This window comes from Helicobacter sp. 219-2 (genome assembly GCF_030053225.1).
Classification (GTDB): Bacteria; Campylobacterota; Campylobacteria; order Campylobacterales; family Helicobacteraceae; genus Helicobacter; species Helicobacter pylori_C.
Genome location: NZ_JASGBS010000001.1, coordinates 1091850 through 1105707, shown reverse-complemented (window position 1 = coordinate 1105707; position 13858 = coordinate 1091850). Strand labels below are relative to the sequence as shown.

The 13858-nt window shown below is 38.5% G+C and carries 13 protein-coding genes, 1 tRNA gene and 1 pseudogene; 3 read left to right on the top strand and 12 right to left on the bottom strand.

From position 1 onward, the window contains the following. Positions 1 to 12: 12 nt before the first annotated feature. The 7 genes from flaG to P6280_RS05340 all read right to left on the bottom strand — a co-directional run bounded on the left by flaG (position 13) and on the right by P6280_RS05340 (position 6509). Complete coding sequence (gene flaG, locus P6280_RS05370) at positions 13 to 372, bottom strand: flagella length regulator FlaG (RefSeq protein WP_212793523.1); 360 nt, start codon at positions 370 to 372, stop codon at positions 13 to 15. Between the two features lie 95 nt (positions 373 to 467). Beyond that, a complete protein-coding gene (locus tag P6280_RS05365; RefSeq protein ID WP_283237199.1) occupies positions 468 to 1670 on the bottom strand; it encodes a murein hydrolase activator EnvC family protein in 1203 nt (400 codons plus the stop codon). Beyond that, positions 1663 to 2469 carry an FtsX-like permease family protein gene (locus P6280_RS05360; protein WP_283237198.1) on the bottom strand — a complete coding sequence of 269 codons (807 nt, stop codon included), beginning with the start codon at positions 2467 to 2469 and terminating at the stop codon, positions 1663 to 1665. The genes P6280_RS05365 and P6280_RS05360 overlap by 8 nt, the downstream gene beginning before the upstream one ends. Further along, on the bottom strand, positions 2456 to 3127 hold the full coding sequence (locus tag P6280_RS05355; RefSeq protein WP_212848870.1) for an ABC transporter ATP-binding protein: 672 nt from the start codon (positions 3125 to 3127) through the stop codon (positions 2456 to 2458). Before P6280_RS05355 ends, P6280_RS05360 begins: the two co-directional genes overlap by 14 nt. Beyond that, positions 3124 to 4305: a tRNA (guanosine(46)-N7)-methyltransferase TrmB gene (trmB, locus tag P6280_RS05350; RefSeq protein WP_283237197.1), complete on the bottom strand. Its 1182-nt coding sequence runs from the start codon at positions 4303 to 4305 to the stop codon at positions 3124 to 3126. The genes P6280_RS05355 and trmB overlap by 4 nt, the downstream gene beginning before the upstream one ends. 10 nt (positions 4306 to 4315) lie before the next feature. Continuing rightward, on the bottom strand, positions 4316 to 5563 hold the full coding sequence (locus P6280_RS05345; protein WP_180518726.1) for a fibronectin type III domain-containing protein: 1248 nt from the start codon (positions 5561 to 5563) through the stop codon (positions 4316 to 4318). Further along, on the bottom strand, positions 5526 to 6509 hold the full coding sequence (locus P6280_RS05340; RefSeq protein WP_283237196.1) for an RluA family pseudouridine synthase: 984 nt from the start codon (positions 6507 to 6509) through the stop codon (positions 5526 to 5528). Before P6280_RS05340 ends, P6280_RS05345 begins: the two co-directional genes overlap by 38 nt. A gap of 153 nt (positions 6510 to 6662) precedes the next feature. Here P6280_RS05340 and P6280_RS07630 point away from each other — a divergent pair. The 3 genes and pseudogenes from P6280_RS07630 to P6280_RS05320 all read left to right on the top strand — a co-directional run bounded on the left by P6280_RS07630 (position 6663) and on the right by P6280_RS05320 (position 9054). Further along, positions 6663 to 7854, top strand: a pseudogene (locus tag P6280_RS07630) (GTPase). 16 nt (positions 7855 to 7870) lie between these two features. Then, on the top strand, positions 7871 to 9016 hold the full coding sequence (locus P6280_RS05325) for an FtsW/RodA/SpoVE family cell cycle protein (protein ID WP_014537342.1): 1146 nt from the start codon (positions 7871 to 7873) through the stop codon (positions 9014 to 9016). Beyond that, positions 8978 to 9054: transfer RNA gene (locus tag P6280_RS05320), tRNA-Ile, on the top strand. Before P6280_RS05325 ends, P6280_RS05320 begins: the two co-directional genes overlap by 39 nt. 35 nt (positions 9055 to 9089) lie before the next feature. On the opposite strand, the gene P6280_RS05315 is transcribed toward P6280_RS05320, so the two are convergent. The 5 genes from P6280_RS05315 to P6280_RS05295 all read right to left on the bottom strand — a co-directional run bounded on the left by P6280_RS05315 (position 9090) and on the right by P6280_RS05295 (position 13842). Then, on the bottom strand, positions 9090 to 10046 hold the full coding sequence (locus P6280_RS05315; protein ID WP_000647457.1) for a ribose-phosphate pyrophosphokinase: 957 nt from the start codon (positions 10044 to 10046) through the stop codon (positions 9090 to 9092). Positions 10047 to 10110: 64 nt separating this feature from the next. Continuing rightward, entirely contained in the window at positions 10111 to 10596 is a 486-nt protein-coding gene (locus tag P6280_RS05310; protein WP_187832954.1) for an HIT family protein, read from the bottom strand. A 9-nt stretch (positions 10597 to 10605) separates the two neighbouring features. Next, on the bottom strand, positions 10606 to 12087 hold the full coding sequence (locus P6280_RS05305; RefSeq protein WP_283237193.1) for a Mur ligase family protein: 1482 nt from the start codon (positions 12085 to 12087) through the stop codon (positions 10606 to 10608). Then, on the bottom strand, positions 12074 to 12799 hold the full coding sequence (estV, locus tag P6280_RS05300; RefSeq protein WP_283237192.1) for a lipase EstV: 726 nt from the start codon (positions 12797 to 12799) through the stop codon (positions 12074 to 12076). Before estV ends, P6280_RS05305 begins: the two co-directional genes overlap by 14 nt. Continuing rightward, positions 12799 to 13842, bottom strand: a complete 1044-nt coding sequence (locus P6280_RS05295; protein ID WP_283237464.1) for a D-alanine--D-alanine ligase — start codon at positions 13840 to 13842, stop codon at positions 12799 to 12801. The genes estV and P6280_RS05295 overlap by 1 nt, the downstream gene beginning before the upstream one ends. Positions 13843 to 13858 lie beyond the last annotated feature (16 nt).

Genomic DNA, 13858 nt, shown 5'->3' with positions numbered 1-13858 from the left:
TACCTCTAATTTTTAGCCTTTTTTATCAAAGATAATGCCTATCACATCGCGCATTCTTTGCATAAGCTCCACGGCTTCTTTAGAGGGTATTTCTCTTATCACCTTATCCCCATTAGCGTCTTTGACTGAAACCACTAACCCTTTGATCGTATCGTTATAGCTGAAATTAATATCCGTGCCGATGCGTTTCATTTCTTCATTCAGACGCTCGCTCAATAATTCCAGCTTGGGTTTGTATTGCTCAGGGTCTATCGTTGTTTTAGATTCATCAATAGTGTTTATAGTATTTGTGCGACTGATCTCTTTTGTGGGGGCTGTTTGAACGCTTGCGTGAGATGTGGGAATCCCAATCCCTTGAACTTCATTGACCATAAAAACCTCCAAATTTTTCCATGCCTACAAAGTATGATTATTTGTTTGCATAAACTCTTTAGCCAATATCGGCAATAAAAACGATTTGTTAAATCTTAATTGCGTGTGATGAGTTCTAGGGGGTTGATGTGTTTTTCTTTCATGGTAACTTCAAAGCCCAAGCGTTGATCAATGCGCCCTAAAACATAGCCTTTTTGGATCCGCATGCCGCTTTTAATGGTGGGAGCGATTTTATCCAGTTGGGAATAAATCGTGCGGATGCCGTTTTTATGCTCAATGATAACGACTTTTTTAAGCATGTTGATTTCTTTAGCGAACACGATTTTCCCGTCTAAAACATTACGCACCAAAGCGTTTGGGGTTTTTGACACGAGCGTAATAGACTCGCTAAAAATTTTTAAATTATAAACCGGATCAATATAGGGGCCAAATTTTTGCACCACTTCATAATCGTTCAAAGGAGCGATCGTTTTTGGCCCGTTATAGCTCGTAGTGTTGATATTTTGATAAGAGCTCGCTACTTGTTTGACTTCTAAGGCTTGAGAAGATTTTTTCAAACTGACTTTTTCTTCATTTTCTCTATTTTGTTTGATGATATTTAAGCGTTTTAAAAGAGCGTTTAAATTCTGGCGTTCTTTTTCTAAAAGGGTTAGGCGTTGGTTATAGATCGCATAATCTTTTTGCATGCTCAAAATGAGCTTATCTTGTTCGGTTTGTAAGGATTTTAAGGTTACTTCACGAGTTTTTTGCTCATCTATGATGGATGAGATTTTTTGAATGCTGCTTTTGACTTTTAGAGCTTGCGCATTGAGATCCTTTTCTTCTTGGCTCAGTTGCGACATTTTAGACAGAGTGCTTTGGTGCAAGTTTTCAAACGCTACTTGTAAAATAACATCATTAGAAGAGGCTAAATTCTGCCCCTTTAGGGCTTGTGAAAAAAGGAAATCCTGTAAAAGCGTATCAAACACCTTCTTTTGTAAAAACGATCGCTGTTTTTGCAAATGATCTAAAGACTTGCGGTAGTTGGTTAGGACTTTTTCTTGCGCCAAACTTTCGTTACGATTTTTTTCAAGACTCTTTTTTAAAGCGATCATTTGGCGCCCAATCTCAGCTTTTTGAAGCTCTTTAGAGCGGATCGCTTCGCCTAAAGAACTCAAACGGCTGTTTAGTTGGTTTTTTTCTTCATGGGTTTTTTTCAAAAGGGTTTCTTTGTGTTGAATATCTTTAGCAATATCGCTCACTTTTTGCGTGTTAGCTGATAGTAAGGTGGCTAACAAAAACACCCCTAATTTATGCATGTCTAGTCCTCCAAGCTACAAGTAAAACAGAAACAAATGAGACTACAAGGCTAAAAAGCAGTCCCCATAAAAAATGGTTTAAAGCAAACGCGCCTCCTATAATACCCAAAGTATCCATCGTTTTTTCAAAACCTTTTTGCGAAGTGGTATAGAGCATGAGCATGGGGGCTAAAAAACTAGCGATTAAAGAATCCATTAAAGCTATTTTATACAAAAACCCGTTTTTAAAAGACACCGAAGCCCCTAATAAATCCATGATCTCTAACCTCTCATGGTATTGATAGATCCAGATGCGGACTTGTTTAAACATCAATAAAACCGATAAAACAAAGACCACTAACGCAAAGATATAAACCGCTGCTTTAATAAAACTCAAGAGATCATACACTTGCATGTAAGTTTTAGCAAAAACTTCAACTTTTTGAACGCCAGGGATTTTGAGCAATTTTTCTTTAATGTTTTCTAAACGCTCTTGAGTGGGGAATGTGGAAAGTTGTAAAGAATAAAAAAAGGGCAAATTTTTTCTTAATTCCTTAAGCCCATCCATGCCTAAGGTTTTTTGAAGAGGTCCTAAAGAATAATTAGGATCAATTTCTTTTAACGCTATGATTTCGCTAAAATTTTGACGCAACAATTCCAAGCTTAATTTTTGCGTGCTGGCCAACACAACCGAATAATCTTCAATCAATTTTTTTTCTTTTTGCTCGATTGCTTGATTGATAAATAACACGCATTCCAAGCTAAACAATAACGCTACTAGGGGAATGATAAAGGCTAAATGCTTTTTAAGAGTATTCATAAACTTCCCCATCTTCTATATAAAATTTTCGGTGATAAGCGCTAAAATTTTTAGGGAATTTGTGCGTAACCACCACGATCGTAGCGTTTAATTGCGTGTTCATGCCCCTTAACAAGCTCCAGATTTTATCGCTAGAATAATCGTCTAAATTCCCGGTAGGCTCATCGGCTAAAATGAGTTCAGGGCAGTTCGCCATAGCTCTAGCCATAGCCACTCGCTGTTGTTCGCCCCCGCTGAGTTCTTTGGGGTAGCGGTTAGCCTTATGGCGTAAATCAATATGCCCTAAAAGTTTTTCTAGCTGCAAATGGCATTCTTCTTTTTTAATGCCACAAATCACCATGGGTAGTTTGATGTTTTGCTCAATCGTGTAATCTTGGATCAATTTATAATCTTGGAAAACCACGCCGATATTTTTACGCAAATCTAAAATCGTTGATTTTGAAGCGTTGTTCATGTTGATATTGCAAACTTCTAATTTGCCGCTAAAAAGTTTTAAATCCCCATAAAACGATCGCAAAAGCGTGCTTTTACCGCTCCCGCTAGGCCCTGAAATGAACACAAAATCCTTGCGTTTGATGCGCAAATTAGCATGCTTAATGACCGGTTCGTTTTGCTGGTATTGTAAGCATAGATTGTTCGCTAAGATGATCACACTCATCCAATTCCCTTTTGGCTTAGGATATTTTGAAGCAAAAGATGCGCTTTGTGGTTGTTTAAGGTTTTTAAGGGGCTTTTATTGAGATAAAAAATTTGATTTTCTGTCAATAAAACAAACAAACGCACAGGCCAATCAAAATCCCCCATACTCAATTCCACTAAAAAATCCCCCTTATCCTCATAAATATTACAAACATGCACAAAATACCCCTCTTGGATGATTTTTGGGGTTTTTAAAATCGTTCCAACGCTCTTTTTATCAATTGTTATTGTATCAAAAGAAAAATCAAATGCATGATGATAAAAAGGGGTTTCATTCCATTCTAAAGAATAAATTCTTAAATCATAAATATCTTTTTTGAGTTTATTCCAACGCGCTTCATACTTGCTGACAACCGGTATTTGAGCGTTTTTTTTGATTTCTATCTCGCATTTAAAGTTTTTTAGGGCTAATTTTAAGCTGTCTTCAAAATAAAGGCTATCATCGGTTCGTAATTCCAAAAACCCTTTAGGCTTTAAAACCCTTAAAGCTTCGTTTAAAAACTTTTCGCTTAGCACCCGGCGGTGTTTTTTCTCATTCCATGGCACAGGGAAATGCACAAAAATTTTCTCGCACTTGTGATTTGGCATGCTCTCTAAAACCAAACGGCCATCGCCTTGCAAGATGCACAGATTTTTTAAATCCAACAGCTCAATTTGCTTTAACGCTTGCGCGATGGATGGGGTGTGAATCTCTATCCCTAGGCATGTTTTAGTGGGGTTGTTTTTGGCTAATTCTATCAAATGCCTCCCACTCCCAAAACCAATTTCTACTAAAATAGGGGCTTGATTTTTTTGAATAAAGTCTTCAAAAGCCTCTAAATCAAGGGCTTTTTTTCCGCTCGCATGTTTAGAATTTTCTTGCAAATTATGCGAAATGACTTCAAAAGATTGCGAATAAATCCTTAAAGCTTGTTTTAAAACCTCTCTTTTTAAGGGCGTTGCTTTTTCGCTTTTGATTAAAAAATCATCCGCTCGCCTGATTTTTTGCAATAAAAAAATGCGATCCTTAAAACTCGCATACACACAGCTTTTAGTGGGGTGTTTTAAGCTTAAAAATTCCTTATGAAAACAAAAATCCCCTTCAATTAAGGGGTATTCTAAAGGTTTAGAATCCAGCTTGGCTAAAAAATGGGGCATTAAAACCCTTTTAGCGCTCTAAAAACAAACGCACTTCTTTGCTTGGGTGCGACTCTAAACCATCTTTATCCACGCTCACCACTTGATAGCGGTAAGCCACGCCCACTTTCATGTCTTTATCCACGAATTGGTTTTTGGTGATATTCCCAAAGCGCAAAGGGGTTTTAGAGTTGGCTTCAAAACGATACACTGCATAAGTGGTTATTTTAGCGCTTGGGTTATTTTCCCATTGAATGAGGGCTGAAGAGTCTTGAATAGTCCCTTTAGTGATGATAGGGGCTTCGGGTCTGTCAGCGGTCTCACCCATTGCAGGCTCTTTGGGTAATGCCCCTTCAAGATGCGTTTTATCAAGGGCGACGACTTTGTAATAACGAGTGAGGTTGTCTTTTTCTATTTTATCCACATAGGAAGTGTTAGTGGTTTGAGCGATGAATTTGTATTTATCGTTGCGGTTATTGGAAGCGTAAATGCGATAAGCTATCACATCTTCTTCAGGGGATTTATCCCAACTCAACTCAATGTGTCGTGTGAGGTTTTGGCTCACTCTAACATTAGCGATTTCTTTGGGTAAATCTTTGGTTTTCCCTTCTACTATGATGCTAGGCCTGGATTTATCCCCCATGAAATTTTCGGCGATGACTTGGTAGCGGTATTTTTTCCCATCTTCTAAATCTTTATCAAAAAACTCCACAAACAAGCGGTTCCTAACAGCTCCTACGCTAACAAATTTGCCGTCTTTATTCTGCCTTTGAATGATGTATTTAGAAACGCTAGGGTTAGGGTGCGGACTCCAAAAGACTTTCACGCTTTTAGGGTATTCAAGGCTTGCAAACACGCTTTCTACAGGATTGATAAAAGAGGTTTTTACCAAAATGGGTTCTGAAAGTTTAGAGATTTTATCGCCCTTGTAAGTAGCGAGTTGGTAAGTGTAAGAACTCTCTGTTTCTAACCCCTCATCATAATAGTGGGTCGCATAAGGGTTTTTAATCGTGGCGATTCTTTTAAGTTTGGAGTCTTTTTTCAAACGATACAAAATAAACCCATCAATATCATAAGTATCAGCGATTTTAGGCCATTCAAAACCCACTGAACTCACATCGTTAATCGTTTTAATAGAATAAACTACCGGGAGATTAGGGTCTGTATTTTCTTGATTGTTAAGGGCTGAAAAAGTATGATTCCTGGTAGAAGAACACCCTATAAAAACCGCCAATACCACACTACTTTGCAATAAAAGCGTGAAGTATTTTTTCTTCATCCAAGACCTCATCTAAATTCTCCTTGTCAAAAACTTTTTTAAGGTATTCTAACATATCCTTTAATAGGGGAACTTTAAAGCGCAGTTTTTGCTCGCTTCTAGGGTGTTTGAACTCTATCAAATAGGCATGCAGCATGATTCTTATTTCTTCTTTAGGAAGCGCTTGATTAAGCCCGTAAAGATTGTCGCCTATGATGTGTCTGTTCAAATATTCTAAATGCGCTCTGATCTGGTGCGTGCGCCCGGTGAACAATTTAGCCCCTATCAAATTAAGATGATTTTGAGAAGTCAGCAAGCTAGTAAATTCGCTTTTAGAATAGCGGCTTTTTTCTTTTTTGGCCGCTTTGAGCGCTATCATTTTTAAGCGGTTATTAGGGTTTCTTGTCAAATAGCATTCCACGCTCATTTTTTCTTCTTTTAAGGGGGTTGAAAGCAAGGCGATATAATAGCGCCCCATCATTTTAGTTTTGAGCTGCTCGCTCAAATGAACATGGGTAAAATTGTTTTTAGCGATGACAATCCCTCCGCTTGTGTCCTTATCCAAACGATGCACAATCCCATAGCGCTCTTTAGATCCCAGATTAGAAAGCTCGTAATTTTTAAATTCCAGCCAATCCACTAAAGTAGGCTCTTTCACGCTTGGGGCTTTATGGATAACTAAATTAGGAGGCTTATTCAACACTAATAAATCTTCATCTTCAAAAATGACTCCTATTTCTAAATCAAGCCCTCTTTTTAAGAGTTTAGGCGCGATTTTGGGCGTTAAAAGCGTGATTTCATCGCCTTTTTTTAAGGCTAACCCCCCCTTTTTTACCCCCTTTTTTTGATAAAACACCAGCCCTTCTTTAATCAAATGCAATACTTGGTTTTTAGAAATTTGCAATTCTTTGGCTAAAAATTCATCAAGGCGTTTGTGATCGGTTAGGGCGATAAAAACTTTTTGCATCCAAACTCTTTTTTGCTTTTTTAAAAACCATTATTTTACTCAAAACCTTAAAAAATCATGTTTCTTAGTTAGTTTAATACGCTATAATCCGTAAGCTCTTAAATCATTTTACAAAGGGGTTTTATAATAGAAAACAACGAAAACTATGAAAAGTTGAGCGGTATTTTGCACGAGTTTTTAGGCGATGCGTTCACGCTTGATAGGAAAGAAGGAGGATTGAATGTGGAAAAAATGCACGAAGTCATCAAAAAAGAAAAACCAATCATGAATATTTTGCTTATGGGAGCTATTGGAGTGGGTAAAAGCTCGCTCATTAACGGCTTATTTGGTCAAGAAGTCGCCAAAGCAGGTGCAGGAAAACCCATCACTCAGCATCTTGAAAAGTATGTTGATGAAGAAAAGGGCTTGATTTTATGGGACACTAAAGGCATTGAAGCTAAAGATTATCAGAATACCATGGAAAGCCTTAAAAAAGAAATGGAAGATTCTTTTAAAACGCTCAATGAAAAAGAGGCGATTGATGTGGCGTATCTGTGCGTTAAGGAGACTTCTTCTAGGGTTGAAGAAAGAGAGAAAGAATTATTAAACCTTACTAAAGAATGGAATATCCCAACGATCGTCATCTTCACCAACACCCAAGAAAAAGCCGGCGATGCATTTGTCCAAGAATCTCAAAGAGTTATCAATGAAGAATGGGGCTTTAAAGGTTTTATCAGAGCCTATGCGAGAGTCAATTCCGTTGCGTTTTCATTTAGAGGCATGAAAGTCCCCATTGAAGGTTTAGAAGAATTGGTAGATGAAACGAAAAAATGCTTGATAGATGCTAAGAAAAACAAACAAAACCATTTCTTGCTGATTCAAAAAGCTAATATCCAAGCAAGAAAACAAGCTATGATAACAAGCCATGATAGATGAAAGTAAAACCATTATCCATGTTGCAGCAGGAGCGGCTGGGCTTATCCCCATACCTTTTAGCGATGCACTCGCTATTGTGCCCATTCAAGCAGGAATGATCTATAAAATGAATGACGCTTTTGGAGTGAAAATGAAAGATTCTGTAGCCGCATCGCTCATCACCGGATTGTTAGGCGTAACCGCAGTCGTGCAAGTGGGGAGAACGCTCGTTAATGGCTTGCTTAAATTCATTCCTGTTGCGGGGAGTGTTGCAGGGGGCACAACCGCTGTGGCTATCACAGAAGGCATTGGGTTTGCTTATTTGAAAGCGCTAGAAACATGCTTTAATGATGAAACGGGTGAAGTCAAATTGCCTGCAATGGATACGATAAAATCTCTCTTTAAGGAGAGTTATCTCAGTTTGGATACCATCAAAAAATTAAAAGATTAGGGGTTATGAAAAACGCATGGCATTAGACAAAAGAATCTGGATGCATTTTGATTTTTTGCCTTTTGTGTTTATCATCCCCTTGCTTGTGGTTTCTTTTTTATTGATTTTTGAGAGCAGTGCGGCTTTGAGCTTAAAGCAAGGGGTTTATTATGCGATAGGGTTTATTCTCTTTTGGATCGTGTTTTTTATCCCTTTTAGGAAGCTTGATCGGTGGTTGTTTGTGTTTTATTGGGCGTGCGTTATTTTATTAGCGTTAGTGGATTTTATGGGATCAAGCAAGCTTGGGGCGCAGCGATGGCTAGTCATTCCCTTTACCTCTATTTCTTTACAGCCTAGCGAACCTGTGAAAATCGCTATCCTTTTATTATTGGCGCATTTGATTAAAATAAACCCACCCCCTTTTAAGGGCTATGATTGGGGCATGTTTTTAAAGCTTAGTTTTTACATTTGCTTACCGGCGGCTTTGATTTTAAAACAGCCTGATTTAGGCACGGCTCTTATTGTGTTAATCATGGGCTTTGGGATTTTATTGATCGTGGGTTTAAGGACTAGGGTGTGGCTCCCTCTTTTTATCGCTCTCTTAGTGGCTTCGCCTATCGCTTATCACTTTTTGCACGATTACCAAAAAAAGCGTATCGCAGATTTTCTTTCTGAAAAACCTAATTACCATGTCATGCAATCCATTATCGCTATAGGATCGGGCGGGTTTTTAGGCAAATCTAAAGAAGCCTGCACGCAAACCAAATTCAAATTCTTGCCCATCGCAACGAGCGATTTTATCTTCGCTTATTTCGTGGAGCGTTTTGGGTTTTTGGGGGCTATGTTGCTTTTTGCGATTTATATAGGCTTGAGTTTGCATTTATTTTTTTACATGTTTGAGAGCAACAGCGATTGGTTTTTAAAGATTGTAGCCCTTGGGATTTCTATTTTAATCTTTGTTTATTCCAGCGTGAATATCGCCATGACTTTAGGGTTAGCCCCTGTGGTGGGGATTCCTTTGCCGTTATTTAGCTATGGGGGGAGCAGTTTTATCACTTTTATGATCCTATTTGGGATCTTAGAAAACCTGCTTGCTTTTCGCTATATTTTTGGATACAATAGCAAACCATCCTTTGGGAATTTTGGATTCTTAGCTCAGCTGGTCAGAGCGCTCGGCTCATAACCGATTGGTCGTAGGTTCAAGTCCTACAGAATCCACCACTCCCCCTTTTTTATCATCTTTTTAACTCCCCCTTTTAAGTGAAAAGCGATTGGACGCTTTCGTTATGATAAATCCTTCTGATCACTTCCGCAAATAAGGACGCTACGCTTAAGGTGGTGATTTTATCGCATTTTTGAACTAAAGGGATAGAGTTGGTTACCACCACTTCATCTAACGCGCTTTCTTTAATGCGCTTGATCGCATTTCCGCTCAAAACCGCATGCGTGCCTAACGCCATGACAGAAGTTGCCCCCTGTTCTTTTAAAGCCAAAGCGGCTTTACAGATCGTGCCTGCGGTATCAATCATGTCATCCACTAAGATCACATCGCGCTCCTTTGCTGAGCCGATAATATTCATCACTTCGCTTTCATTAGCTTTTTCACGGCGCTTATCCACGATGATTAAATCTAAACCCATTTGATTGGCAAAATACCTAGCTCTTGTAACCCCACCCACATCAGGGCTAGCGATCACAGGGTTTTTTAACGCTTTAGAACGGATATAGTCTCTAAAGACGATAGATCCGTATAAATTATCTACCGGCACATCAAAAAAGCCTTGGATTTGCCCGGCATGCAAATCCATTGTAATGATCCTTTCAATCCCCACTTCTTGCATCAAATTAGCGACCATTTTAGCCGTGATAGGCACTCTTGGAGCCGCTTTTCTGTCCTGTCTGGCATAGCCAAAATACGGCAACACCGCTGTGATAGAATTGGCCGAACTGCGCCTTAAAGCATCTACCATGACTAACAATTCCATTAAATTGTCATTGACCGGCACGCAAGTGGGCTGGACAATAAAAATATCCTTACCGCGCACCGATTCGCTGATTTGGATATTGATTTCGCCATCGCTGAATTTGCCTATCACCGCTTTGGATAAGGGAATGCCTAAATGCTTTGACACTTCTTTGCCAAATGCAGGGTGAGCGCTCCCTGAAAAAATCTTAAACCCACGCATCTTTGTCTTAAACCCACGCGCCTTCATCGCTTACACTCCCTAAAATGAATTAAAATCAATTGTAGCGCACCCAAACTAAAAGCGTTTGTTTTCAACCAAGCTCCTTTTCTAATAAGTTTTTTAGGGTAAGATAGGTTTCATTTAAATCAATCCCGCACACCCTGGTTTGAGCGATAACGCTTATAAAATTGCTATCGCCTAAAAACCTAGGCACTAAATGCATGTGCAAATGCTCAGGGATTCCTGCTCCGGCACTTCTGTGCAAATTCAAACCTAAATTAATCCCTTGAGCGCCATAAGCATACAACGCTTTTAACGCTTTAGGCGCTAATGCATTCATATTGAGCCAAGTGTTCAGCTCTAAAAGTTCAACGCTCGCCTTGTGCGCATGGGGAATGATCAACAAATGCCCTGGGTTATAAGGGTAGGCGTTCATCACAACAAAGAGATCGCTATTTCTATAAAGCACTCTGTTTTCTGAATCTTTTGTAGGGTTTTGAGAAATTTCACAAAAGACACAACTCTTATCTTTCTCTTTCAAATAACTTTCGCGCCAAGGAGCGTATAAATGTTGCATGTTCATTTCCTAAATGTAATTAGGGGCGTCATTAGCGAATAAAATCAAATCGCCTTGAATCGTGGTGGCTTGTAAGATATTTTCCAATTGCGCCTTATCCTTGAGTAAGATTTTTTGGGGGTTTTTCAATTGTGAAGCAATCGTTTTGGAATTCAACTCCCCTGTGATGATAGCGACATCAAAAACCTCGTCTATTTTTTGCGCTAAAGTTTCATTACTTTCTGTATTGCTTTCCACTAATCCCGGTGTTACAATGACTTTACGCCCTTCATACAAACTCGCTAAACGAATGCCCTCTAACATGCCCTTTAAATTCCCGTTAAAGCTATCGTCTATAATGATTTTTTGATTCACTTCCAAAAGTTGCAAACGATGGGCAATAGGGTTGAATTCCCAAACAAGCCGTTTGATCCTTTCTGTCTCTAAGCCTAAATGCTTAGCGATTAAAATGGCTGAAGCGATATTATAAGCGTTGAACTTACCTAAAACCTTTGTTTCAAAGCTTTCCCAAACGCTACCTATCAGCATTTCAAAAGAAGTGCCTTTTAAAGTGGATTGGATGTTTTTAACCAGGCTAGAATAGTCTATTAAAGGGCTGTCTTTAGGGGCATAGGGCTTGATTTTTTCTACAGAGTAACAAAAGGCTTTTTCTAAGCGTTTGGAATCCAATAATTCCGCTTTTGTCTCGCAAATATTTTCTAAAGTTTTAAAATATTCTAAATGCTGTTCGCCCACTTCTGCGACCACGGCAAGGTGCGGTTCAATAAGGCGGGTGATTTCTTTAATATCGCCCTTATTCCTTGCCCCGGCTTCAGCGATATAAATTTCACTCCTATCGTCTAAATTCTGGTTAATATCATTCGCAAGCCCTAAAAGGGTATTGACGCTTTTGGGGCTTGCATGCACATTGAATGTGGTTTGTAAGATTTGAAGCAAGAAATTTTTGGTGCTGGTTTTCCCAAAGCTTCCGGTAATGGCGATGACTTTTAAATTTTTTAAAGAGGCGATTTTATCTTTAGCGGTTTGCAAATACTGCTTGGATAAGACTTTTTCAAAGATTAAAGAAGCGCTTAAAACAAATATGAATAAACACAAATAGCCTAGCACGAGCGAAATCCCATTCAAAGGGACTAATTCTGTATTTAAGATTTCATGCAAGATTAAAAATAATAATAAGAAGATAAAAAAGCGCTTCACCCTTGGCGTGAAAACTAGAGGTTTGTCGTTGCGTTTGGCCCAAACAATGAGCATGGGCATTTGAATAACACCGCAAAAGAAATCAAAAACAAACGGCATTGTGAAAGCATACGATAGGATAAACACCCCCAAAGGCAATAAAAAATAAATCCCATGCCAACGCATTTTGTGGTGCTTGGTTAAGATCCTAAACACGCTGTAATGATACCACTGCAATAAAGTCATTATATAATAGCCAAGCCCTGTTATAAAGAGCCAACGAAACGCTAAATTCAGCCAACTAAGACTTTGCATGATGATAATTCTCCACTAGTTTTTCAATCTCTTTTGCCTGGTTTAAAAAAAAGAAATGATCCCCTTCTAAAACAAATAACGAGCTTCTTTTCAATAAGGTTTGCATTTTTTGAGCGGAGCTTAAGGGGGTTGCTTTATCATCTTTACCCCAAAATAATAAGACTTCTTTCTCGCATCGTTTGAAATGATCGTTAAAGTCTTCGCTAACTACTTTTTTAAAGGTTTCATACATCGCTTGATTAAGCCCCATAGCGTCCTTACTCCTCAAAAACCCTAAATTCAAGCCTAATTTTTTAAAGATTTTAGCTAAAAGGATTTTACAACGCACTTTTAAGGGTTTTGACTCTAATATCCCTGCACTGCTCAATAAAACAATGCGTTCGTTTTCACACAAGATCGCTACTTTCCCTCCAAAGCTATGCCCAAAAACGACATGCGCTTTTTTATCCACGCTTTTTAAGAACAGATTGATGATATTAGCATAATCTTTAGTTTCTAAGACTTTTTCATCGTTAGGGCTTTGATTGAAGCCGGGCAAATCCACATACAAATGGTTGTAATTTAAAAAACAGCCTTGAAACGCTTGCTGCATGATTTCTTTAGAGCTCCCCCAGCCATGCAAAAACAAGGCGTTTAAAGGGCTATGGTGGTCTATAAAAGTGTAGGAAATGTCAAAAACGCTATCCAAATAAGCGATACTGCGTTTGGCCATTACTTATTCTTTTGGATTTGCAACAAATAAGAGTTTTTGATTGGGATTTTAGGGGTTTTGGGTAATGATTGCGCTAAATTTTCTAGCGTTGTTTTAAAATCATCAAACAAATAATTGGCCAAACTGCCAGGAATGGGGTTGATCTCATTAAGATACACTTCATTTTCTATGACAAAAAAATCGCAACGGATGAGCGCGCCATCAAACAAATCGTTATAGAGTTTTTTAAAATTTTCTTTCAATTGTTCTTCTAGGGCGTTAGAAAGATTCGCTTTAGGGGCTTTATTGCGTGAAAAATCCAAATATTTTTGTTTGAAATCTAAAAATTCCTGTTTGTTAGGCTCTTCAATATAGGAAAAACAAAAATCCTTTTTGATCTTACAGCCGGCTAAATTGTATTCTTTCACTCCCTGAATGAAAGGCTCTATTAAGACCTCTTTAGAATATTCAAACGCACCGTCTAAAGCGTAAATCAATTCTTTTTCTTCTTTCACAACGCTCACCCCTAAAGAGCTCCCGGCGTTACTGGGCTTGATTATGAAAGGAAAATTAAAGCCAATCAAATTCAGAGCGTTAGCGCGGTTTTTTTCATTCAAAAGAACATGATCTAAAGTCTTTACCCCTAAGTCTTTGGCGTAAAGCTTGGTTAAATATTTGTTATAACTCAACACGCTCGCTTCAATCCTAGGGCCTATAAAAGCGATACGATAAAATTCTAACAAGCTCGCTAATTTCCCGTCTTCGCCATCGCCCCCATGCACAAGATTGATCACTAAAGGCAATTCTATTATTTTAGTGCCTAAAAACGAGTTTTTAAGCAAGCCATTATGCGTAAGGATTAGGGGGGGTAATTTTTTTTCTTTGATTTGAGCGAAGTATTTTGAATGCATGTTAGATTCTTCAATCAAGTAAAAATGATGGTTTTCATCTAAAAAAATAAAATATTTAATCCTATCCTTTAGCGTTTCTTTAAGCGCGATCGCGCTCACAATACTGATTTCATGCTCAAAACTCGCCCCACCAAATAAAACGCAAAATTCCACGATCAAACTCCCTAAA

Excerpts from the sequence above, each read along its gene's own strand:
- trmB (WP_283237197.1), bottom strand. The coding sequence starts at position 4,305 with ATGCCCCATTTTTTAGCCAAGCTGGATTCTAAACCTTTAGAATACCCC.
- P6280_RS05310 (WP_187832954.1), bottom strand. The coding sequence starts at position 10,596 with ATGCAACATTTATACGCTCCTTGGCGCGAAAGTTATTTGAAAGAGAAA.
- P6280_RS05360 (WP_283237198.1), bottom strand. The coding sequence starts at position 2,469 with ATGAATACTCTTAAAAAGCATTTAGCCTTTATCATTCCCCTAGTAGCG.
- estV (WP_283237192.1), bottom strand. The coding sequence starts at position 12,799 with ATGGCCAAACGCAGTATCGCTTATTTGGATAGCGTTTTTGACATTTCC.
- P6280_RS05315 (WP_000647457.1), bottom strand. The coding sequence starts at position 10,046 with ATGAAGGCGCGTGGGTTTAAGACAAAGATGCGTGGGTTTAAGATTTTT.
- P6280_RS05355 (WP_212848870.1), bottom strand. The coding sequence starts at position 3,127 with ATGAGTGTGATCATCTTAGCGAACAATCTATGCTTACAATACCAGCAA.
- P6280_RS05305 (WP_283237193.1), bottom strand. The coding sequence starts at position 12,087 with ATGCAAAGTCTTAGTTGGCTGAATTTAGCGTTTCGTTGGCTCTTTATA.
- P6280_RS05340 (WP_283237196.1), bottom strand. The coding sequence starts at position 6,509 with ATGCAAAAAGTTTTTATCGCCCTAACCGATCACAAACGCCTTGATGAA.
- flaG (WP_212793523.1), bottom strand. The coding sequence starts at position 372 with ATGGTCAATGAAGTTCAAGGGATTGGGATTCCCACATCTCACGCAAGC.
- P6280_RS05365 (WP_283237199.1), bottom strand. The coding sequence starts at position 1,670 with ATGCATAAATTAGGGGTGTTTTTGTTAGCCACCTTACTATCAGCTAAC.
- P6280_RS05325 (WP_014537342.1), top strand. The coding sequence starts at position 7,871 with ATGGCATTAGACAAAAGAATCTGGATGCATTTTGATTTTTTGCCTTTT.
- P6280_RS05345 (WP_180518726.1), bottom strand. The coding sequence starts at position 5,563 with ATGAAGAAAAAATACTTCACGCTTTTATTGCAAAGTAGTGTGGTATTG.